A 21,441-nucleotide genomic window follows, 5' to 3' on the forward strand; every position below is an offset into this window, starting at 1 on the left:
GAGCAATTCGTGGACTGGTACAACCACCGTCGGCCGCACAGTGCCAACGGCCTTGTGCCACCTGCGCTTTGTGAAGAGCAGGTGGCCTGAACTCCCTTTGGGAGTGTCCAAAAATACTTGACCACCACAGGTTCACGGCGTGTCCTGCCCACCCACACCGCCCCGCCATCCCAGGGAATGCCGCTCTGGCTTTGGCCGTTGCCGTTGCATTAAGCAGGTGCAGGGCTGCTAGCCCTGCCGAAACCCCCACCAACCATGACTGCAGTCACTTGCCCGGACGCGCCGCGCTGGCGAAAGTCGAGGAGTTGACGTGATCGGTCCGGCCCGTTGCCAACCGCACGCAAGCGAGAGAGAGAAACGCTGTGCAACGACGTGAGTTCCTGGCTTTTTCCGGTCTGGGCCTGGCGGGCCTGCTGCTGCCGCATTCCCGTGCCATCGCCGCCGAGCAGCTGCTCGCACCGGTCGATACCGCCCAGCGCCGGCGCCTGGCGGACGTGGCGCTCGCCGCCGCGCGCACCGCCAAGGCCAGCTACTGCGATGTCCGCATCGGCCGCTATCTCAACCAGTCGGTCATCACCCGCGAACACCAGGTCGGCAACGTGACCAACCGCGAATCGTCCGGCGTGGGCGTGCGGGTGATCGTCAACGGCGCCTGGGGCTTCGCTGCAACCCATCAGCAGACCGAGGCCGCCGTGCGCGCTGCGGTCGAGCAGGCGGCGGCGATCGCCCGCGCCAACGCCGGCATCCAGACCCGGCCGGTGCAGCTGGCGCCGACGCCGTCGGTGGGTGAGGTCCGCTGGCAGACGCCGGTCCGCAGGAACGCGATGGCGGTGCCGATCCAGGACAAGGTCGAGCTGCTGCTGGCGCTCAACGCCGCCGCGCTGAATGCGGGCGCCGACTACATCAATTCCACCCTGTTCCTGGTCAACGAACAGAAGTACTTCGCCTCCAGCGACGGTTCTTTCATCGACCAGGACATCCATCGCATCTGGCTGCCGTTCACCGCCACCGCCATCGACAAGGCCAGCGGCAAGTTCCGCACCCGCGCCGGCCTGTCCTCGCCGATGGGCATGGGCTACGAGTTCCTGGATGGCGATGCGCGCGGCAAGGTGCAGCTGCCCGGCGGCATCACCGCCTACCGCGATTCCTACGACCCGGTCGAAGACGCCATCGCCGCCGCCCGCCACGCGCGCGAGAAACTGAAGGCGCCGTCGGTGAAGCCCGGCAAGTACGACCTGGTGCTGGACCCGTCCAACCTGTTCCTGACCATCCACGAGAACGTCGGCCACCCGTTGGAGCTGGACCGCGTGCTCGGCTACGAAGCCAACTACGCCGGCACCAGCTTCGCCACGCTGGACAAGCGCGATGCCGGCTTCCGCTGGGGCAGCGACATTGTCACCTTCTTCGCCGACAAGACCCAACCGGGCAGCCTCGGTGCGGTCGGCTACGACGATGAAGGGGTGAAGACCCAGCGCTGGGACCTGGTGCGCGACGGCATCCTGGTCGACTACCAGGCCACCCGCGATGAAGCCCATATCCTCGGCCGCGATGCGTCGCACGGCTGCAGCTATGCCGATTCCTGGTCCAGCGTGCAGTTCCAGCGCATGGCCAATGTCTCGCTGGCGCCGGGCAAACAGCCACTCAGCGTCGAGGACATGATCAAGGACGTGGAGAACGGCATCTACATCCATGGCCGCGGGTCGTATTCGATCGACCAGCAGCGCTACAACGCGCAGTTCGGCGGCCAGCTGTACTACCAGATCAAGGACGGGAAGATCGCCGGCATGGTCGAGGACGCGGCCTACCAGATCCGCACGCCGGAATTCTGGAACGCCTGCACCGCCATCTGCGATGAACGCGATTTCCGCCTGGGCGGTTCGTTCTTCGATGGCAAGGGCCAGCCCGGCCAGGTCTCGGCGGTCTCGCACGGTTCGTCCACCACCCGCTTCAACGGCATCAACATCATCAACACCGCGCGCAGTCTCGGCGCTTGAGCCACCCATCCTTCGACATGGAGAGCAGCCTTGCAAAGACGTGACTTCCTGGCCCTGACCGGGCTTACCGCGGGTGGGCTGATCGTGCCCTCCTTCTTCGGCAAGGCGATTGCCGCCGAACAGCTGCAGAGCACGCTGGACCTGGGGCTGAAGAAGCGCCTGGCCGACGCCGCCCTGCAGGCCGCACGCAGCGCTGGCGCCACCTACTGCGACGTACGCATCGGCCGCTACCTGCGGCAGTTCGTGATCACCCGCGAGGACAAGGTGCAGAACGTGGTGAACACCGAGTCCACCGGCGTGGGCATCCGCGTGATTGTCAACGGCGCCTGGGGCTTCGCCGCCACCAATGCGCTGGGTACGGCCGATGTGGCCAAGGCCGCGCAGCAGGCTGCAGCGATTGCCAAGGCCAATGCCGGCGTGCAGACCGCACCGGTGCAGCTGGCCAAGGCGCCGGGCGTCGGTGAGGTGAGCTGGCGCACGCCGATCCGCAAGAATGCGATGGAGGTGCCGATCAAGGACAAGGTCGGCCTGCTGCTGGACGTCAACGCTGCGGCGATGGGCGCCGGTGCCAGCTTCGTCAACTCGATGCTGTTCCTGGTCAACGAGCAGAAGTACTTCGCCTCCACTGATGGTTCCTACATCGACCAGGATGTGCACCGCATCTGGGCACCGATGACAATCACCGCCATCGACAAGTCCAGCGGCAAGTTCCGTACCCGCGAAGGCCTGTCCTCGCCCATGGGCCTGGGCTACGAGTACCTGGACGGCGCCGCCAGCGGCAAGGTGCTCACGCCCAACGGCGTGGTGAACTACGGTTCGTCCTACGACATGAAGGAAGACGCCATCGCGGCGGCCAAGCAGGCGCAGGAGAAGCTGAAGGCGCCGTCGGTCAAGCCCGGCAAGTACGACCTGGTACTCGATCCGTCGCATACCTGGCTGACCATCCATGAGTCGATCGGCCATCCGCTGGAGCTGGACCGCGTGCTCGGCTACGAGGCCAACTACGCCGGCACCAGCTTCGCCACCCTGGACAAGCGCGAGCAGCGTTTCCAGTACGGCAGCGAGCTGGTCAACATCTTCGCCGACAAGACCCAGCCGGGCAGCCTGGGCGCGGTCGCGTATGACGACGAAGGCGTGAAGTGCAAGCGCTGGGACCTGATCAGCGACGGCAAGCTGGTGGATTACCAGACCATCCGCGACCAGGCTCACATCCTCGGCAAGACCGAGTCCGACGGCTGCTGCTACGCCGACTCGTGGTCCAGCGTGCAGTTCCAGCGCATGGCCAACGTGTCGATGGCACCGGGCAAGAAGCCGCTGAGCGTGCCGGACCTGATCAAGGACGTGGAGAACGGCATCTACATCATCGGTGATGGTTCGTTCTCGATCGACCAGCAGCGCTACAACGCGCAGTTCGGCGGCCAGCTGTTCTACGAGATCAAGAACGGCCAGATCACCCGCATGCTGGAAGACGTGGCCTACCAGATCCGCACGCCGGAGTTCTGGAATGCCTGCACCGCCGTGGCCGACGAGCGTGACTACCGCCTGGGTGGTTCGTTCTTCGACGGCAAGGGCCAGCCGGGCCAGGTCTCGGCGGTCTCGCACGGTTCGTCCACCGCGCGCTTCAACGGCATCAACGTCATCAACACCGCACGCAGCCTCGGCTGATCGGTCAGGAGCCCTTACACCATGAGTATCTTCACCGAAGCCCAGGCCAAGGCCATCCTCGACAAGGTCATCGCCCTGTCCAAGGCCGACGAGTGCACCGCCGTGCTGGCCGGCGCGATCAGCGGCAACATCCGTTTCGCGCTGAACAATGTCTCCACCAGCGGCATCGTCGACAACACCGAGCTGGCAGTCACCGTCGCCTTCGGCAAGCGCGTCGGCACGGCCTCGATCAACGAGTTCGACGATGCCGCGCTGGAACGCGTGGTGCGTCGTGCCGAGGATCTGGCCCGGCTGGCGCCGGAGAATCCGGAGTTCATGCCGGCCATCGGCAAGCAGAGCTACCGCGCCAGCCCGACGTTCAGCGAGTCCACCGCTGCCATCGATCCGGCCTTCCGCGCCAAGGTCGCCGCCGATTCGATCGCTCCTTGCCGTGGCCACGGCCTGATCGCCGCCGGCTTCCTCGAAGACGGCCAGGGCTTCCAGGCCACCGCCAACAGCAACGGCAACTTCGCCTACCAGCGCACCACCAACTTCGATTACACCTGCACCGTGCGTACCGAAGATGGCCGTGGTTCGGGCTGGGTCGGCCGCAACCTGAAGGATGCGGCGGACTTCAAGGCCGACCAGGACATCCGCATCGCCATGCGCAAGGCCACCGAATCGGCCGAAGCCAAGGCGCTGGAACCGGGCAAGTACACGGTGATCCTGGAGCCCGCCGCGGCCGCGGGCCTGATCAGCTTCATGATGAACTTCTTCAGCGCACGCTCGGCCGATGAAGGCCGCAGCTTCCTGTCGAAGAAGGGCGGTGGCAACAAGCTGGGCGAGCAGGTCTACGACCCGCGCGTGACCATGATCGCCGACCCGTGGCATCCGGACGCACCGGTGCTGCCGTGGGACGGCGAGGGCATGCCGCGCGAGCGCATGGCCATCATCGAGAACGGCAAGATCGCCAACTTGGACTACTCGCGCTTCTGGGCACAGAAGCAGGGCAAGACCGCCAAGGCCACGCCGGGCAACCTGCTGATGAGCGGTGGCGACAAGAGCACCGCAGAACTGGTGCGCGGCACCCAGAAGGGCATCCTGGTCACCCGTACCTGGTACATCCGCATGGTCGATCCGCAGACCGTGCTGCTGACCGGCCTCACCCGCGACGGCACCTTCTACATCGAGAACGGCCAGATCAAGCACCCGGTGAAGAACTTCCGCTTCAACGAATCGCCGGTGATCATGCTCAACAACATCGAAGAGCTGGGCAAGCCGGTGCGCGTGGCCGGTGATGAATCCAGCTACGTGATGATGATCCCGCCGATGAAGCTGCGCGATTTCACCTTCACCTCGCTGTCCGACGCGGTCTGATGGATCGCCGGGCCTGCCTGCGCTGGTTGGCCGCTGCCGCTTCGGCGGCGGCGCTGCCGGCCTTCGCGCAGGCGGGCCCGCGCAGTTCGCGCTACGACTTCTGGTTCACCCGCCTGCAGTACGACTCCGGCGACTGGGACGTGGACGCGCGCATGCCGTCCAACCTGATCACCTCGCTGATCGACTACACCTCGCTGCGCGTGGACCCGCAGGAACACGTGGTAGCGCTGGCCGACCCGCGCATGCTGGAGGCGCCGTTCTGCTACCTGGCGGGGCACACGCTGGTGGAGTTCAATGCCGCCGAACGGCAGAACTTCGTCCGCTATGTTCGCAATGGCGGCTTCGTCTTCGTCGACGACTGCAACCATAACATCGACGGCCTGTTCGCCACCTCATTCGAGGCGCAGATGGGTCGCCTGTTTGGTCCGAAGGCACTGCAGAAGCTGCCCAACAGCCACGCGCTGTACCGTAGCTTCTTCCGCTTCCCCGATGGCCCGCCCGCCACCAGCTTCGAACTCAACGGCTGGGGCGACGACCTGGTGCACGACTACCTGAAGGGCATCGAGGTCGACGGCCGCCTGGGCCTGCTCTACAGCAACAAGGACTATGGCTGCGAGTGGGACTACGACTGGCGCAACAAGCGCTTCCTGGCCGAGGACAACACCCGCTTCGGCGTCAACATCGTGATGTACGCGTTGAACAATTGATAGGACCTGCACGCCCATGACCTCCCCCGACCTCGATTCCCTGCTGCCGCGCCTGCACGATCTGCGCGCTGCGCTCGCACGCGCCGTGGTTGGCCAGAACACCGTGGTCGAGCAGCTGCTGATCGGCCTGCTGGCCGGCGGCCACTGCCTGCTGGAAGGTGCGCCCGGGTTGGGCAAGACGCTGCTGGTGCGCTCGCTCGGCCAGGCGCTGGAACTGCAGTTCCGGCGCGTGCAGTTCACCCCCGACCTCATGCCCAGCGACATCCTCGGCACCGAGCTGCTGGAGGAAGACCACGGCACGGGTCATCGCCATTTCCGCTTCCAGCAGGGCCCGATCTTCACCCACCTGCTGCTGGCCGACGAACTCAACCGCACCCCGCCCAAGACCCAGGCCGCGCTGCTGGAGGCGATGCAGGAACGCACGGTCAGCTACGCCGGTACCACCTACGCGCTGCCGGCGCCGTTCTTCGTGCTGGCCACGCAGAATCCGATCGAGCAGGCGGGTACTTACCCGCTGCCGGAAGCACAGCTGGACCGCTTCCTGCTGCATGTGCTGGTGGATTACCCCAGCGAGGACGAGGAGCGGCAGATCCTGGAACAGACCACCGGCGGTGCCACCGACGCGGTGCCGAAGGTGATGGATGCCGAAGCGGTGATCGCCCTGCAGGCCGCCGTACGCCAGGTGCATGTCAGCCCCGATGTGCTGGCCTGGATCACCCGGTTGGTGCGTGCCAGCCGTCCGGGCCACGGCGCGCCGGCCGCCATCAACCAATGGGTGAAATGGGGCGCCGGCCCGCGTGCCGGGCAGTCGCTGGTGCTGGCCGCCAAGGCCCGTGCGCTGCTGCAGGGCCGGTTTGCCGCCACCCGTGAGGATGTGCAGGCGCTGGCCGCACCGGTGATGCGCCATCGCCTGCTGCTGTCGTTCGCCGCCGAGGCCGAGCAGAAGCGTGCCGACGACGTGGTCGCTGCGCTGCTGCAGGCCGTGCCGTTCCCGGGTTGAGCCACGCGTGAACGCAGGTACGCCGTTGACCCTGCCACCGGAACTGCGTGCGCGCCTGCGCCTGCTGCGGTTGCGGCCGCGCCTGGCCAGCGGGGCGAGCGGCATCGGCCAGCACGCCAGCCGCAGCCGCGGTGCCGGTCTCGAATTCGCTCAGTACCGAGCCTACGAGCCCGGGGACGAACTGCGCCAGATCGACTGGAAGCTGTACGCGCGCTCGGACCGCTTTTTCGTGCGCGAATCCGAACGCGAAAGCCCGATCACGGTCTGGCTGCTGCTCGATGCCACCGCCTCGGCCGGCCAGGCCGATCGCGCGGCGCCGCAACGCACGCGCCTGGACCACATGTGCGGCGTGGCCGCATGCCTGGTCGAACTGGCCCTGCAACAGGGCGACCGCTTTGGCCTGCTGGCAATCAGTGGCGATGGCCTGCAGCTGGTACCCGCAGCGAACGGCGCGCGCCAGCGCGACCGTGTGCATCTGCAACTGAACGCCCTACAGGCCCGCGGTGGGTGGCCTGCGGCCGAACGCCTGCGCCCGCTGTGGGAACGCGTGCGCCCGGGCGACCTGCTGCTGGCAATCGGTGATGGCTTCGACGACGCCGGCATCGTGTTGCTCGAACAGCTGGCCAGCGCACGCCGCGAAGTGGCACTGCTGCAGATCCTGACCGCCGACGAGCGCGACTTCCCGTTCGACGCCGGCCACCGCTTCCGCGACCCGGAAACCGGCGAGGAACTGTTGGGCGACGGCGCGGCGATCCGCGCCGATTACCTGCAGCGCTTCGCTGACGCACGCAGCGCATTACGTGCGCGCCTGCAGGCCAGCGGCATCGCCAGTGCCACCGGCTGGCTCGACCAACCGTTGGACCAGCCGCTGCAGGCGCTGTTCGGCCGTGGGGGCGCTGCATGACCCTGCTGTTCCCGCTCGGCCTGGCCGCGCTCGCCGCAGGGCTGCTGCCGCTGCTGATCCACCTGGCCCGGCGCCATCCGTACACGCCACTGGATTTCGCTGCACTGCGCTGGCTGCGTGCACAGATCCGGCCGCGCCAGCGCATCCGCTTCGATGACTGGCCGTTGCTTCTGGTGCGGCTGATGTTGCTGGCTGCATTGGCCTTTCTGCTGGCACGACCTGCGTTGACCGGCCCTGCCCCTGTCCCCGCTGCCTGGACGGTAGTGGCACCTGGGATGGACGCCGCCGCACTGCGCGGCACCGCCGAAGAGGGCAACTGGCACTGGCTGGCACCTGGCTTCCCCGCCATCGATCAGGCACCACCGGCATCCAGCGCATCCCTGCCCAGCCTGTTGCGCGAACTGGACGCACAGCTGCCCGCGGGCACCGCGTTGACCGTGCACGTTCCCGATCCCCTGCCCGGCCTGGATGGCGCCCGCCTGCAGCTGTCGCGCGACGTGCAATGGCACACGCAGCCGATGCCGGTCACACCGCCGCAGACTGCAGCGGCATTGCCGCAGCTGCGCGCGCACGGCGAGGCATCCGCCACTGCCCAGCACTGGTTGAACGCACTGCAGCGCGCGTGGGGCGTGCAGGCACCGCTCGCTCCGCTGTCGGTGGATGCCCTGCCTGAACGCGGCGAGATCGGCGTGTGGAGCCGCAGCGATGCACTGCCGGCGAACTGGCAGGCGTGGCTGCGCGACGGCGGTCGTGTCATCACCGCCGGCAAGCCCGCTGCCGACGCCCGCATCCTGCTGCGCGACGCGGAGGGCGCACCGCTGCTGTGGCAACAACGCGTCGGCCACGGCTATCTGCTGGCGCTGCCGGGCGACTGGAATACCACGAGCAACGCCGCGCTGCGCGATCCGAAGTTGCCGCGTGCCCTGCTGCTGGCGCTGCAGCCACCCACGGCTCCGCGCCTGGGCGATGCACGTGACCAGGCACCGCAGCGGGCCGCATTGCCTGCTGCAACACCACCGCTGCGTGAGCCGACGCCTTGGCTGTTGCTGGCTATCGTGCTGCTGTTCGCGCTGGAACGCTGGATGGCCAGCAGCGCCCGCCGCAGGGTGGCCGCATGAATACCTGGCAGCACGCCTGGCAACGTGCGCGCCGGCGCCGTGCGCTCATCACCCTGCTGCTGGGCCTGCCATGGGCGCTGGCTGCGGCGGTGCTGGCCCTGCGTCTGGCAGGTTTCGATATCGCCTGCGTCGTCGGTACGATCAGCCTGCTCGCGTGTGCGGGCTTCGCCACTGCGCATGCCCGCCAACTGGACCGACAGTGGCTGCAACGCCACCTTGATGGCAGCGGTGCCAGCGAGGACAGTGCCGATCTGCTGTTCGCCGATGCCGCCACGCTCAATCCGCTACAGCAGCGCCAGCGTGCGCATGTGCTGGCCACGCTGGAACGTGCGATGCCGGAGCTGCGTCCACACTGGCCGCCTGGGGCATTGGCGCTGTGCTGGATCGCGGGCCTGGCCATTGTTGTGCTGGCAGTCGGCTGGCCACGTTCGAACCCCGGTTCCGCGCCAGTCCGCACGTCGGCGCCAGGCAGCACGGCCGCCGCAGGCCCGCTACGCCTGCAGTCCACCCGCCTGCGCATCGACGCACCGGTCTATACCGGCCAGGCCACGCTTACCCAGAATGCGCTGGACGCCAAGGTCGCCGCAGATAGCCGGCTGTCCTGGTCGCTACGCTTCGACCGTGCACCGGACAAGGCATGGCTGCAGTTCCACGATGGTCGCAGGTTGCCGCTGAGCGAGCACGAAGGACAGTGGCAGGCGCAGGATGTGGCACGCGCGCCGGTGCTGTACCGCGTGGTGAGCGAACCGGCACTGGCAGAGACCCGCCTGCATCGGCTGGATGTGGTGGCCGACCGTGCACCCCGCGTGCGCGTACTGGAGCCCACGGCCAGCCTGGTGCTGGGCACGCCGGGGCAGCGACAGTGGGCACTGCGCTTCGAAGCCAACGACGATTACGGTGTCGCGGCGCAGGCAACGCTGTCGATCACCACCACCCAGGGCAGCGGTGAGAACATCACCTTCGTGAAGCGCAGCGTCACGCTTGCCGGCAGCGGCGAAGCCACCGCGCGGCGTTTCGCCCACACCCTGGATCTGGCGTCGCTGGGCGCGCAGCCCGGCAACGACGTGATCGCCCAGCTGGAGGTGCGCGACAATCATGCACCCACGCCGCAGACCGGGCGCAGCAGCAGCGTGATCCTGCGCCTGCCCAGCGCCGAAGTCGCGCTTGGCGCAGAGCTCGAGGGCCGCATCAAGAAGACCCTGCCTGCGTACTTCCGCAGCCAGCGGCAGATCATCATCGATGCCGAAGCGTTGATCCGGCAGCGACGCAGCCTGGCCGCCGAGGACTTCGTGAAGCGCAGCGATGCGATCGGTGTCGACCAGCGCATCCTGCGCCTGCGCTACGGCCAGTTCCTGGGCGAGGAAAGCGAAGGTGCGCCGAAGCCACCGCCGACCAGTGACCTGCCCACCAGCGATACGCCGGCCGCAGACGACCACGACCACGACCATGACGACGAGCACGATCACGACCATGGCGCCGATGCAGGCGCGCACGACGCGCATGGCCACGACCACGGCGGCAAGCCGGCCAATGCCGATACGCCACCGGTGTTCGGCAGCGACACCGACGTGCTCTCCGAGTATGGCCACACCCATGACCACGCCGAGGCGGCGACTCTGCTCGATCCGCAGACCCGCGCCACGTTGAAGGCCGCGCTGGACCAGATGTGGTCGGCCGAAGGCGAGCTGCGCCAGGGCCGTCCGGAACAGGCATTGCCCTTCGCGTACAAGGCGCTGGGCTTCATCAAGCAGGTGCAGCAGGCCGAACGCATTTATCTGGCCCGGGTCGGGCCGGAGCTGCCACCGATTGATGAAGGCCGTCGACTCGGCGGTGATCGCGCCGGACTGGCCAGTCGTGAACTGCCGTTGGCCGCGCGCACGCCGCCGGACCCGGCCATTGTTGAAGCCTGGCAACGCCTCGGCGATGACAACGGCGCACCGGATCTCGATGCGCTCGCGACCTGGCAGCAGCGCAACGCCGCCTACCTGCCCGATGCACTGGATCTGGCCGCCGCCATCGAGCAGCTGCGCATCGAGCCCGGTTGCCACGACTGCCGCCTGCGCCTGCGCGCACAGCTGTGGCGGGCACTGCAACGTCCACTGCCGCAGGCGATGCGGCGCAGTGCGGCCGATGCGATGGGCCAGCGCTACCTCGACGCGCTGGAGGCGCAGCCATGACCCCCTCCAGCCCGAACCTGTGGATTGCGCTGGCACTTGCTGTGGTCGTGGTCATCGCCAGCGTGCGCCTGTTGCGTGGAAGCACAACGCACCGAGGTCGCCGCTGGATCGGCATCGCACTGCAGATCGCCGCTGCCATGCTGCTGTATGTCTGCCTGGTACCTCCGACGCATCAGCGATCCGCCGCTGGCCTGGTCGTGCTCGGCGCTGGGGCCGACAAGGCGGGTGCACTGCCAGCCAGCGAAGGCCCACTGTTGCTGTTGCCCGAAGCTGCCGATGTGCCCGGCGCACAGCGCGTACCCGACCTGGCCACCGCGCTGCGCCAGCATCCAGCCTCCACGCTGACGCTGGTCGGTGCGGGCCTGGCCGCACGGGACCGCGACGCGCTGCTGCCACCGGATGTACGTTGGCAGGCTGCACCGGAGCCGCGCGGCTGGATCGCGCTGCAACCACCGGCCGATGTGGCCCCCGGTGCACGCTTCGAAGTACTGGCCCAGGCGCGTGGCGCGGCAAAGGCGAAAGCAGAACTGCTCGACCCGGCCGACAGCGTGGTCGATCGCACGGACGTTGCCGACGACAGCCGCGTGCAGCTGAGCGGTATCGCCCGCGCCGAAGGCCGCAGCGTGTTCAAGCTGCGCCTGCTCGATGCCGACGGCCATGTGGTGGACAGCGTCCCGGTGCCGCAGCAGACCCTGCCGGCCGCACCGCTGCGCCTGCTGGTGCGCGCCAGCGCGCCGGGTCCAGAGCTGAAGTACCTGCGCCGCTGGGCGGCCGATGCCGGCATCCGTGTGCAGGTGCAGGCGGATACCGGGGCCGGACTCAGCATCGGCGATGGCGCGGTGGCGATTGATGCAGCATCGCTCACGCGCAGCGATCTGCTGCTGCTGGACGAACGCAGCCTGGCGGCATTGAGTGCGGGCCAGCTGGCCGCCGTGCGCCAGGCGCTGCGCGATGGACTGGGCGTGCTGGTCCGCAGCGCGGGCGCACCTTCGGCCAGTGCGCGCCAGCGTCTCCGCGATCTGGGCCTGCCCGTGCAGGGCGATGGCAGCAGCCGCACCCTCGAACTTCCCGGCGATGGCGAGAGCGCGATCCTCGCCGCACGCCGTGGCCCGCTCGCCGCTGGCACGTTGCCGACCGGCTACGGCGAAGAGGCCGACCGCAGCTCGCACGGTGCCGCCCTGCCAGCGCTGGAGACACTGACGCTGCAGGCGCCGGGCAGCAACGCGCTGCTGCACGATCGTGCCGGCAATGCCATCGGTGGCTGGCGCGCGGTTGGCAGGGGCCGCATCGGCCTGCTGCCGCTGACCGACAGCTGGCGCTGGGTGCTGGCCGGGCGCGATGACCGCCATGGCGAACTCTGGAGCAGCGTGGTGGCCACGCTGGCGCGCGCACAGAGCAGCGATGATGCGCTGTGGTCACCGCAGCCGATCAGCTGGGCAGGCGAACGGCAGGCGCTGTGTGGCGTGCAAGCGCCGCTGCAGGTCTTCAACAAACGTGGTGACGCCGTACCCCTGATTGTCGATGGCGCGACATCGGCGCTGCGCTGCGCCGGCTGGTGGCCCCGTGAGGCAGGCTGGCAGCGCCTGCAGCGTGGCGACAGCGTTGTCTGGCGCTATGTGTTCGACCCGAAGGATGCACCGACGCTGCATCGGCAGGCGATGATCGATGCAACCACGCAGGCGTTGGCTGCCAGCACGCCTGCAGACGCGTCGGTGATGCACCCCGTGCCGGGCTCGCCCTGGCCGTGGTGGCTGGCGTTCGTGTTGTGCGCATCATTGCTGTGGTGGCTGGAGCGGCGGCGCTGAGCCTGGGGTCGGATCCCTTTCGTTCGCGAAAGGGCTCCGACCCCGCCGTTGGATCGCGCACAGCATCCACGCGTGGCGTGGATCTACCGGCCCCATCCCTCATGCGCCCTTCAACGTTTTCCGGCTCGCCGGTACACACCGTTGAAACGCACGTTCATGCCACCGCATTCGCTGTTATCGGCCACGATCAGCACCTCACCCAGCGAATGCACTCGCACCCTGCAGGTGTCCTCGACGAATTCCACATCAGCACCACGCGGCGTCGCCCGCGCTTCCACCTGGCCCATGTTCGGCCCGTAGGGACGCTGTTCCGGCGTGGGGTTGGCTGAGGGCCAGTAGGCGTCACCCTCCACATGAAGTTGCCCGCCCTGCACGCGGATCTTCAGGCCGTTGTCGCCATCCTTCCACTCGCCCGCCCAATCCTGCAGCGCTGGCACGACCACCGGCAACGCCCGCAGCTTGCTGCGGTCGACCCAACCGGCGCTGCCACCCACCTTGTTCGGGAAGAACGCGCAGCGATAGCGGCCCAGGTCGCGCCCGGTCACCACGGTATCGCCATTGACCACATAGCTGCGCTGGCGGCAGGCCGGCTCGCCCTTGGCCGGGCAGCCGTCCATGTCGCCAAGCAGGTACAGACGTGGTGCATCGACCACCCGCGCCAGGGCGAACCGGCTCTGTTCGGAGGGAAACGCGCCATTGCGGCAGGCGCCATCATCGGCAATGCCATCCGCGAAGGCGGAGACCGGCAGCAATGCGGCCAACAGGCAGATCGAACGCAGGAACATGGCAGCCCTACCGGTGGGGGAGCCAGCAGGATATACCGGCCTACTTCACCGGCGGTGCATCACCGGCATCCTGCTCCTGGGAGAACCGCAGCGCACGCTGCTGCTGCTCGGCACTGAGCTCGGGCGGTGGCCGCGCCACGGCGGCCTGGATCTGCGCAGGTCCGCCGGTGAGTTTGTTGATCCCCTTGGCCGCCGCCATCACCCCCTTGACCACGCCCATCATGATGTAGCCGCCGCCCATGCTGACCTGCTCCGGCGAGGGCGGTTCGCTCCAGTCGCGGCTGAAGCGGTTGTCGCCGAACTTCACCGGATTCTTGAAGCGGTACAGGTCCAGCGGCTCGTCTTCCGGCTTGAGCGCACGCACTTCGCCGAGGGTGGTGACATTGTCCTGCGGCAGGGTGGTGGAGATCGGCGCGGCAGGTGCTGCCGGGGCATCAGCAGGGGGAGCGGGCACAGGATCGGACACCGCTACCGGCGCTGCCTGCTGCGCCTGCGCGACGCCCGCCAGCAACAGGCTGGCCAGCAGTACTCCCTGCGTTCCACGTTGTGCCACAGCCATCCACCCTGTTGGTTGCGTCCAGTGAACAAGGATACGGATGCGGGCTTCAGATTTCGTTGGCATCGGCGGGGGCATTCAGGGTGTGTCACGCATCATCGCTGCGCGGCCTGGGCGCCGAAGTTTGCAACGAACTTCATTCCCCTCGGGGCGCGGGGACGGCATCCTGCGATTTTCCCGGTAAGGCCCATCCCTGATGACAGCTCCCTCCACACGCCCGCCGCGTCGGCCAGTCGCCTGCTGATGTCGCGCGCGGCAGTACTGGTGGGTCTGGCGGTCGTGTGCCTGATGGTCATCGCGACCGCCGCCGAATGGACATCGCGTGTCCGCGCCGGCATCACCTCGCTGCGCCGGAGCAGCACGCTGCGGACGCTGGGCGAGGACGAACACATGGCACTGGCACCGGTGCGCGCGTTGACCGGCTGCGACCATGACGACCAGATAAAGCGGCTGCATGGCGCCTTCACCGGCGGGGCGTGGCGAAACAGCTTCCCGGTCGGTGACGGCTTTCTGGGTGGCATTCCCGTGCTGGTGCCAAGACAGGCATGGCCCTACCTCTCGGAAGACAATGAAGCTGAGGTGGTACTGGGTGATCACGTGGCCATGGTGGTGCGTCTGAATGGCTTCACCATCGCTGCTGCACGGCCGGATGCAGCCACCAGCCGCGTCTGTGGCGAGCGCCTGGAGACACCCGAAGAAATCTCGATGCGACGGGGTCCCGGCCTGCGTCCGTCCCCGCTGGTGATTGCCGCACTGGCGCTGTGGGCCGCCACCGGCGTCCCGGGCCTGCTCGCCATGCCGTTGCTCGCCATCGCCGGTCTTGCAGCCTGGCTGGGCCTCCCTCGCCGCAACGGCCCTGCGAGTGCGCAGCGCGTGCTGCGGGTCCGCGGGCGCCTGCGCGCGTACCAGCGTACTGCCCAGACATCACGGGTGTGGTTGCTGGGCAATGACCGGCGTGTGCAGCTACCAGGGAAATGGGAGCACGCTGCGGCATTCTCCCGCGGGCGCTCGATGCTGCTGGATGTGCGCGCCTGTGACGGCGCAGTGCTGGGCGCGGGCACGGCATGGTGCCTGGCCAGTGACCGACGGCGCTATCCGCCCACGGGAGGGTTCTGGCAACTGGCGTGGCTGGGCCTGCTGTCGTGCGTGCTGGTCTTCGGCGCCGCCTGGATGCCGTGGTCGCAGCGCCTGGAGCCGGGCTGGCCGCTTGCGTCTGGCTGGCAGGCGGTGGCATTGCTGGCGTTGGGCTGGCACGCGGTGCGGTTTGTGGTCTGCATGGTGCAGTTCCTCCGCCGCAGCGAGGCGCTTGACGCGGACATCGCGCAGCGTCCGGACCCGTGGCACTGAACGGTTCACGCCCTTCGCGCGCGATGTCTCACATCCTGAGACGTGAGTGTGTTGCCATGTGACCCCTCGCAATCCGTCCCGGCTCCATCTTCCATGGCTTACGAACTCGCCAAGCGCACCGCCGATGCCGAGCAGAAGCTCGCCACCCGCGATGGCCTGCCCGCCCGCGATGGCGCCCTGCTCAGCGCGCGCCTGCAGCGCCGCTACCACGACCGCATCACCGGCAGCTTTGCCATTCCGGGCCGCGAAGGCCGCTATGCCCCCATTCCCGATTCGGTTCCGCCGGCCCTGGCCGCCGCGCTGAAGGCACGTGGCATCGATCAGCTCTACAGCCACCAGGCCGAGGCGTGGGATGCCAGCCAGCGCGGCGAGCACGTGGCCATCGTCACCCCTACCGCCAGCGGCAAGTCGCTGTGCTACACCCTGCCGGTAGTCAGTGCGGCCATGCAGGACAAGGCCAAGGCGCTGTACCTGTTCCCGACCAAGGCACTGGCCCAGGACCAGGTGGCCGAGCTGCTGGAACTCAACCGCGCTGGCGACCTCGGGGTGAAGGCCTTCACCTTCGACGGCGACACCCCCGGCGATGCACGCCAGGCCATCCGCCTGCACGGCGACATCGTGGTCTCCAACCCGGACATGCTGCACCAGGCGATCCTGCCGCATCACACCAAGTGGGCGCAGTTCTTCGAGAACCTGCGCTACATCGTCATCGACGAAGTGCACACCTACCGCGGGGTGTTCGGCAGCCATGTCAGCAATGTACTGCGGCGGCTCAAGCGCATCTGCGCGTTCTATGGCGTGCAACCGCAGTTCATCCTGTGCTCGGCCACCATCGGCAACCCGCAGGCACATGCCGAGGCGCTGATCGAAGCGCCGGTCACCGCCATCACCGAATCCGGTGCGCCCAGCGGGCCGAAGCAGGTGCTGCTGTGGAACCCGCCGGTGATCAATCCGGACCTGGGCCTGCGCGCCTCGGCGCGATCGCAGAGCAACCGCATCGCGCGCATCGCGATCAAGTCCGGGCTGAAGACCCTGGTGTTCGCGCAGACACGCCTGATGGTGGAAGTGCTGACCAAGTACCTGAAGGATATTTTCGACCACGACCCGCGCAAGCCGCCGCGCATCCGCGCCTACCGCGGTGGCTACCTGCCCACCGAGCGGCGTGAGACCGAGCGCGCGATGCGTGCCGGCAACATCGACGGCATCGTCAGCACCTCGGCGCTGGAACTGGGCGTGGATATCGGCAGCCTGGACGTGGTCATCCTCAACGGCTACCCCGGCAGCGTGGCCGCCACCTGGCAGCGCTTCGGCCGCGCCGGTCGCCGCCAGCAGCCCGCGCTGGGGGTGATGGTGGCCAGTTCGCAGCCGCTGGACCAGTACGTGGTGCGCCATCCGGACTTCTTCGCCGAGGCCTCGCCCGAGCACGCGCGCATCGCGCCGGACCAGCCGCTGATCCTGTTCGACCACATCCGCTGCGCGGCGTTCGAGCTGCCGTTCCGCGTAGGTGATGGCTTCGGCCCGATCGACCCGGAAGTGTTCCTGGAAGCGCTGGCCGAAACCGAAGTCATCCACCGCGAAGGCGAGCGCTGGGAATGGATCGCCGACAGTTATCCCGCCAATGCGGTCAGCCTGCGCGCGGTGGCCGACGGCAACTTCGTGGTGGTCGACCGCAGCGATGGCCGCCAGCAGATCATCGCCGAGGTCGATTATTCCGCCGCCGCACTCACCCTGTACGAAGGCGCCATCCACATGGTGCAGTCCACTCCGTACCAGGTGGAGACGCTGGACTGGGACGGGCGCAAGGCCTACGTCACCCGCACCCACGTGGACTACTACACCGACAGCATCGACTTCACCAAGCTCAAGGTGCTTGACCGCTTCGATGGCGGCGTGGCCGGTCGTGGCGATTCGCACCACGGCGAAGTGCACGTGGTACGCCGCGTGGCCGGCTACAAGAAGATCCGCTATTACACCCACGAAAACATCGGCTACGGGCCGGTGAACCTGCCCGACCAGGAACTGCACACCACGGCGGTGTGGTGGCAGCTGCCACAGGCGCTGCTGCTGCGCGCCTTCGCCAGCAAGCAGGATGCGCTGGATGGCTTCCTCGGCGCAGCGTATGCGCTGCACATCGTCGCCACCGTGGCGGTGATGGCCGATGCGCGCGACCTGCAGAAGTCGGTCGGCAACGGCGATGGTTCCTGGTTCGCGATCGCCGACCAGAGCGGCCGTGGCCAGCTGCGTGGCAGCGAGGGTGATCCTGGCGTTGTCGAGCTATTGCAGGAGTTCGTGCCCACCGTGTACCTGTACGACAACTTCCCCGGTGGCGTCGGCCTCAGCGAGCCGCTGTGGCAGCGCCAGGCCGAACTGGTGCAGCGCGCGCGCGAACTGGTGCAACGCTGCGACTGCAAGGCCGGCTGCCCGGCCTGCGTCGGCCCGGTGCTGGCCGCGCAGGAAGAGGATGAGACTTCGCCGCGCGCGCTGGCACTGCGCGTGCTCGACCTGTTCGATGCCGATGCCTGCCAGCATGTACCCGACGTGGTGGTGCCTGTGCGCGATCCGATGGAGCTGCTGGCGCCGTGAGCCTGAGCCTGGACAAGCTGCGCCTGCTGCGCAGGCAGGCCGGCGACCCGAAGGCGAGCACACCGGCCGCGGCCGACGTGCCCCCTGCGCCACCGGCACCCGTGGCCGCCAACGATGCGCGGCAACCACCGGCCGAGCGTTCGGTGTTCGCCTGGGTCGAGCAGGAGATCCGCCACAAGCCGACCGGCGCTGCGGCACCTGCCATGGCGCCGTCCGCGCTGCGTCGGCCCGAAGTGGGCAGCCTGCATCGCCTGCTCGGCCTGCGCACGCGCGGCGGCCCCGCACCTGCTCGCGCCAGCGCACAGGACCGTCAGTTGCCAGGTGAGGAGATCGCACCGGGCCTGTTCCTGATCGAATCGCTGCAGCCGCAGGCGATCCCGGCACAGCCGCTGTCGCTGGATTTCGCCCGTCGCGACGGCGAGCACGTGGCCGCGCGCGACCTGCTGTTCTTCGATACCGAGACCACCGGCCTGGCCGGCGGCACCGGCACCCGCGCCTTCATGATCGGCGCTGCGGACTGGCATGTGTGCCCACAGCGTGGCGAAGGCCTGCGCATCCGCCAGCTGCTGATGGCCACGATGGCCGCCGAGGACGCGATGCTGGCCACTTTCGCCGGCTGGCTGCAACCGTCCACCGTGTTCTGCAGCTACAACGGCCGCAGCTATGACGCACCGCTGCTGAAAGCGCGTTACCGGCTGGCCCGGCAACGTTGCCCGATCACCGCACTGGATCACGTCGACCTGCTCTATCCCACGCGCCGCCGCTATCGCGGCACGTGGGAGAACTGCAAGCTGTCCACCATCGAACGCCAGCTGCTGCGCGTGGTGCGCGAGGACGACCTGCCGGGCTCGGAAGCCCCGGGCGCATGGCTGCGTTTCCTGCGTGGCGGCGACGCGGTGAACCTGCGCCGGGTGGCCGACCACAATCACCAGGACGTAGTGACCCTGGCCCTGTTGCTGCAACGGTTGGTACGCGAGGAGCAACGCGAGCGCGAGACGCTGGCACTGGTCGGGCAGTAACGGCGCAGGGCCGCGTTGACATGCCCTGACGGTGACAGCGGTGACACTGCCGCCACCATCCACGCCTGGAGCCCGACGATGCGCCTCAGTCCCCTGGTCCTGCTCGCCATCCTGCCCTTGGCCGCCTGCAGTCACGCTGGCAGCAGCACCTCCCACGATCCCGCGCCGGCGCCCGTGGCCGATGCCGCGCACGAATGCAGGCCGGAGGCGCTGGACGCCTTCACCGGCAAGACCGCCGACGAAGCCACGATCAAGAAGCTGGTGGCTGACAGCGGCGCGCGCGGTGCGCGGGTAGTCAAACCCGGCATGGCGGTGACCATGGACTTCCGCCAGGACCGCGTGACCGTGCAGGTGGACGCGCAGAACAAGATCGAGCGCGCCAGCTGCGGTTGATGTCCCAAGGTAGTGCCGGCCGCTGGCCGGCACTACCGATCAGAGGCGCTCGGCCTTGCCGCTGGCCAATGCGCGGGCGATCACCAGCTGCGCCTGCTGTGCCGCCCGCGCGTGCACCTGCGCCTGGCGTTCGCCCAGCGCGGCCTGCTGGCTGCCCAGCGCCGCCTGGCGGCTGGCCAGTTCGGCCTGCTGGCTGGCCAAGCGGTTCATGTCGCGGGTGCGGCTGGACTGTGCGGCCTGGCTGCGGGCTTCCTGCATCGCGCGACGTGCCGCGGCGGCCGCCTCACGGGCGGCTTCACGCGCAACTGCGGCGTCGCTGGTCGCCCCGCGTGCCGCCTTCGCGGCTTCGGCGGCGGCTTCGCGATTGATGTCGTGCACGCTCATCGCACTGCGCGCAGCCTCGACCGCCACCAACGCGATACGGCGCGCCTCCTCGCCCTGCAGCCGGCCCATCTCGCCCATCTGCTTGCCGAGTGCGCTCTGCTGGCGACCAAGCGCACTCTGCTGGCGACCCAGTGCGCTCTGCTGCTGCCCCAGGTCGGACGCACCGGCGTAAGCACGCTGCAACGACTGGACCAGCATCGGGTCACGCACGATGTAGCGCTCACTGCCCTGGCGGAACCACAGCGCCGGTCCCTTGCCGAGCTGCTTGCGCGCCAGCGTCACGTCGTCGATGCCGCCGTTGGCGAAGGTTGAATCACCATCGACCAGCACGAACGCCTGCGGCGGCGACGTGCTCAGATCCAGCCGCCCGTAGGTGGTGATGGAGGAACTGCGCGAGGTGCTGCGGCCGGCGTCGATGCCGGGGTCGACGTCGACATCCACGTCAACCGCCACATCCGCATCGTCCGGGCCGGACAGCTCCTCGACGTCGGCGGGCTCGGCGGGCGGCGCAGGGGCCACCGGCACCGCCGGCGCGCGCGCCGACATCGGCGGAGCAGGCGGAACCTTCGGCGCCGGCGGCGGGGGCACCACGGCCTTCGGTGCAGCCGGCGGCGCGGGCGGTGCCGGCGGCACCGGCGCTGCGACCAGCCGCATCGGCGCCACGCCCACCACCACCACCGCGGCAGTCAACGCGATCGCCAGCAGACGCGGACAGGACCGGTGCGACTGCAGCGAGAGCAGGCGACGCTTGAGGCTGGTGGTGCTTGGTGCGGCGCTGGCCACGCCCAGGTGCGGCTGCGGTGCCACGCCCAGCTGCAGCAGCAGGCGGCCATAGGCCTGGCGGCTGGCACCGTGCTGGCCGACCACCGCCGCATCCACCGCTTCCTCGCGGGCCTGGGCGTATTCGCGCACCGACAGCCGCAGCAGCGGGTGGAAGAAGAACAGGTGCTGCGCCAACGCGGGCAGCAGGCCCCACTGCAGGTCACGCCGCTGCAGGTGCTGCAGTTCGTGGGTCAGTGCCAGGTCCAGCGCGTCGCCCTGCAGGGCGTTGTCGCCGGCCGGCAGCAGCAGCACTGGGCGGAACGGCCCGATCAGCTGCGGCGAGTCCACCTGCGCGCTCATCCACAGCCGCGGCGCAGGGCGCACGCCGTGCGCGTCGGAGGCCAGCTGCAGGGCCTGCACCAGCGCCTCGTCCTCGCAGGGATGGGCCGCAGCCAGCAGTGCGCGGCAGCGGCGCCACTCACCGAAGGTGCGCAACGCCATCAGCAGCACGCCGGACAGCCACAGCGCAGCCAGTGCGACCGCCCACCACGCAACCGCCGGCACGTCCGCCGCAGGCATCGGCATCGCGGCCAGCAGCTGCGCCGAGGCTTCCGGCGCCAGTGGGTACACCAGATCAGCGGCAACGTCAGTGGCGGTCATCGCCACCGCCTGCGGTGCCGGCAGCCAGGCCAACTGCAACGGCTGGCTCCAGAACAGGCCGAGCACGGCCTGCAGCGAGACCAGCCACCACAGGCGGCAGCGGGTGGCCGCCGACAGTGACGGCAGCGCGCGGCACAGGCCATACACCAGGGCCACCAGCAGCACGGTCTGCAGGCTGGTCCAGCCCAGCCGTTCCAGCATCGGGATCAGCATCGTGGTGTCCATG

General features: G+C 68.6%; 16 protein-coding genes. 13 read left to right on the plus strand and 3 right to left on the minus strand.

What is annotated here, in order from left to right; all coding sequences use genetic code 11:
- The first annotated feature begins 362 nt into the window (after positions 1-362).
- Genes AC5P6E_RS16745 through AC5P6E_RS16785 form a run of 9 tightly spaced genes read left to right on the plus strand, consistent with a single transcriptional unit; the run spans position 363 to position 12,726 of the window.
- Complete coding sequence (locus AC5P6E_RS16745) at positions 363-1,994, plus strand: TldD/PmbA family protein (RefSeq protein ID WP_329835210.1); 1,632 nt, start codon at positions 363-365, stop codon at positions 1,992-1,994.
- Positions 1,995-2,024: 30 nt separating this feature from the next.
- Positions 2,025-3,659, plus strand: coding sequence for a metallopeptidase TldD-related protein (locus tag AC5P6E_RS16750; RefSeq protein WP_049408919.1), 1,635 nt, complete (start codon positions 2,025-2,027; stop codon positions 3,657-3,659).
- A gap of 21 nt (positions 3,660-3,680) precedes the next feature.
- On the plus strand, positions 3,681-5,015 hold the full coding sequence (locus tag AC5P6E_RS16755) for a TldD/PmbA family protein (RefSeq protein WP_019336350.1): 1,335 nt from the start codon (positions 3,681-3,683) through the stop codon (positions 5,013-5,015).
- On the plus strand, positions 5,015-5,722 hold the full coding sequence (locus AC5P6E_RS16760) for a DUF4159 domain-containing protein (protein WP_495231109.1): 708 nt from the start codon (positions 5,015-5,017) through the stop codon (positions 5,720-5,722). Before AC5P6E_RS16755 ends, AC5P6E_RS16760 begins: the two co-directional genes overlap by 1 nt.
- 16 nt (positions 5,723-5,738) lie before the next feature.
- Complete coding sequence (locus AC5P6E_RS16765) at positions 5,739-6,722, plus strand: AAA family ATPase (RefSeq protein WP_197576968.1); 984 nt, start codon at positions 5,739-5,741, stop codon at positions 6,720-6,722.
- A 7-nt stretch (positions 6,723-6,729) separates the two neighbouring features.
- Positions 6,730-7,626 carry a DUF58 domain-containing protein gene (locus AC5P6E_RS16770; RefSeq protein WP_049408922.1) on the plus strand — a complete coding sequence of 299 codons (897 nt, stop codon included), beginning with the start codon at positions 6,730-6,732 and terminating at the stop codon, positions 7,624-7,626.
- Entirely contained in the window at positions 7,623-8,744 is a 1,122-nt protein-coding gene (locus AC5P6E_RS16775; protein WP_019336353.1) for a BatA domain-containing protein, read from the plus strand. The genes AC5P6E_RS16770 and AC5P6E_RS16775 overlap by 4 nt, the downstream gene beginning before the upstream one ends.
- Positions 8,741-10,921 (plus strand): hypothetical protein, encoded by a 2,181-nt coding sequence (locus AC5P6E_RS16780; RefSeq protein ID WP_423161744.1) that lies wholly within the window; start codon positions 8,741-8,743, stop codon positions 10,919-10,921. The genes AC5P6E_RS16775 and AC5P6E_RS16780 overlap by 4 nt, the downstream gene beginning before the upstream one ends.
- A complete protein-coding gene (locus AC5P6E_RS16785; RefSeq protein ID WP_483698574.1) occupies positions 10,918-12,726 on the plus strand; it encodes a hypothetical protein in 1,809 nt (602 codons plus the stop codon). Before AC5P6E_RS16780 ends, AC5P6E_RS16785 begins: the two co-directional genes overlap by 4 nt.
- Before the next feature lie 110 nt (positions 12,727-12,836).
- On the opposite strand, the gene AC5P6E_RS16790 is transcribed toward AC5P6E_RS16785, so the two are convergent.
- The gene (locus tag AC5P6E_RS16790) at positions 12,837-13,511 is read right to left on the minus strand and encodes a hypothetical protein (protein ID WP_019337490.1); all 675 of its coding nucleotides are present in this window, start codon (positions 13,509-13,511) and stop codon (positions 12,837-12,839) included.
- 40 nt (positions 13,512-13,551) lie between these two features.
- On the minus strand, positions 13,552-14,070 hold the full coding sequence (locus tag AC5P6E_RS16795; protein ID WP_057503407.1) for a hypothetical protein: 519 nt from the start codon (positions 14,068-14,070) through the stop codon (positions 13,552-13,554).
- A 21-nt stretch (positions 14,071-14,091) separates the two neighbouring features.
- Here AC5P6E_RS16795 and AC5P6E_RS16800 point away from each other — a divergent pair, with 21 nt between their 5' ends.
- The 4 genes from AC5P6E_RS16800 (at position 14,092) to AC5P6E_RS16815 (ending at position 19,409) form a co-directional block, all read left to right on the plus strand.
- A complete protein-coding gene (locus AC5P6E_RS16800) occupies positions 14,092-15,414 on the plus strand; it encodes a hypothetical protein (RefSeq protein ID WP_483698572.1) in 1,323 nt (440 codons plus the stop codon).
- 93 nt (positions 15,415-15,507) lie between these two features.
- A complete protein-coding gene (locus AC5P6E_RS16805) occupies positions 15,508-17,997 on the plus strand; it encodes a DEAD/DEAH box helicase (RefSeq protein WP_483698570.1) in 2,490 nt (829 codons plus the stop codon).
- Positions 17,934-19,016 (plus strand): ribonuclease H-like domain-containing protein, encoded by a 1,083-nt coding sequence (locus AC5P6E_RS16810; RefSeq protein ID WP_428702311.1) that lies wholly within the window; start codon positions 17,934-17,936, stop codon positions 19,014-19,016. Before AC5P6E_RS16805 ends, AC5P6E_RS16810 begins: the two co-directional genes overlap by 64 nt.
- Before the next feature lie 78 nt (positions 19,017-19,094).
- Entirely contained in the window at positions 19,095-19,409 is a 315-nt protein-coding gene (locus tag AC5P6E_RS16815) for an I78 family peptidase inhibitor (protein ID WP_019336670.1), read from the plus strand.
- Positions 19,410-19,448: 39 nt separating this feature from the next.
- Here the strand turns inward: AC5P6E_RS16815 and AC5P6E_RS16820 are convergent, their stop codons facing one another.
- Entirely contained in the window at positions 19,449-21,440 is a 1,992-nt protein-coding gene (locus tag AC5P6E_RS16820; RefSeq protein ID WP_483698567.1) for a M56 family metallopeptidase, read from the minus strand.
- Position 21,441: the final 1 nt, after the last annotated feature.

It is taken from the genome of Stenotrophomonas sp. YJH_SMC_16, from assembly GCF_059367875.1.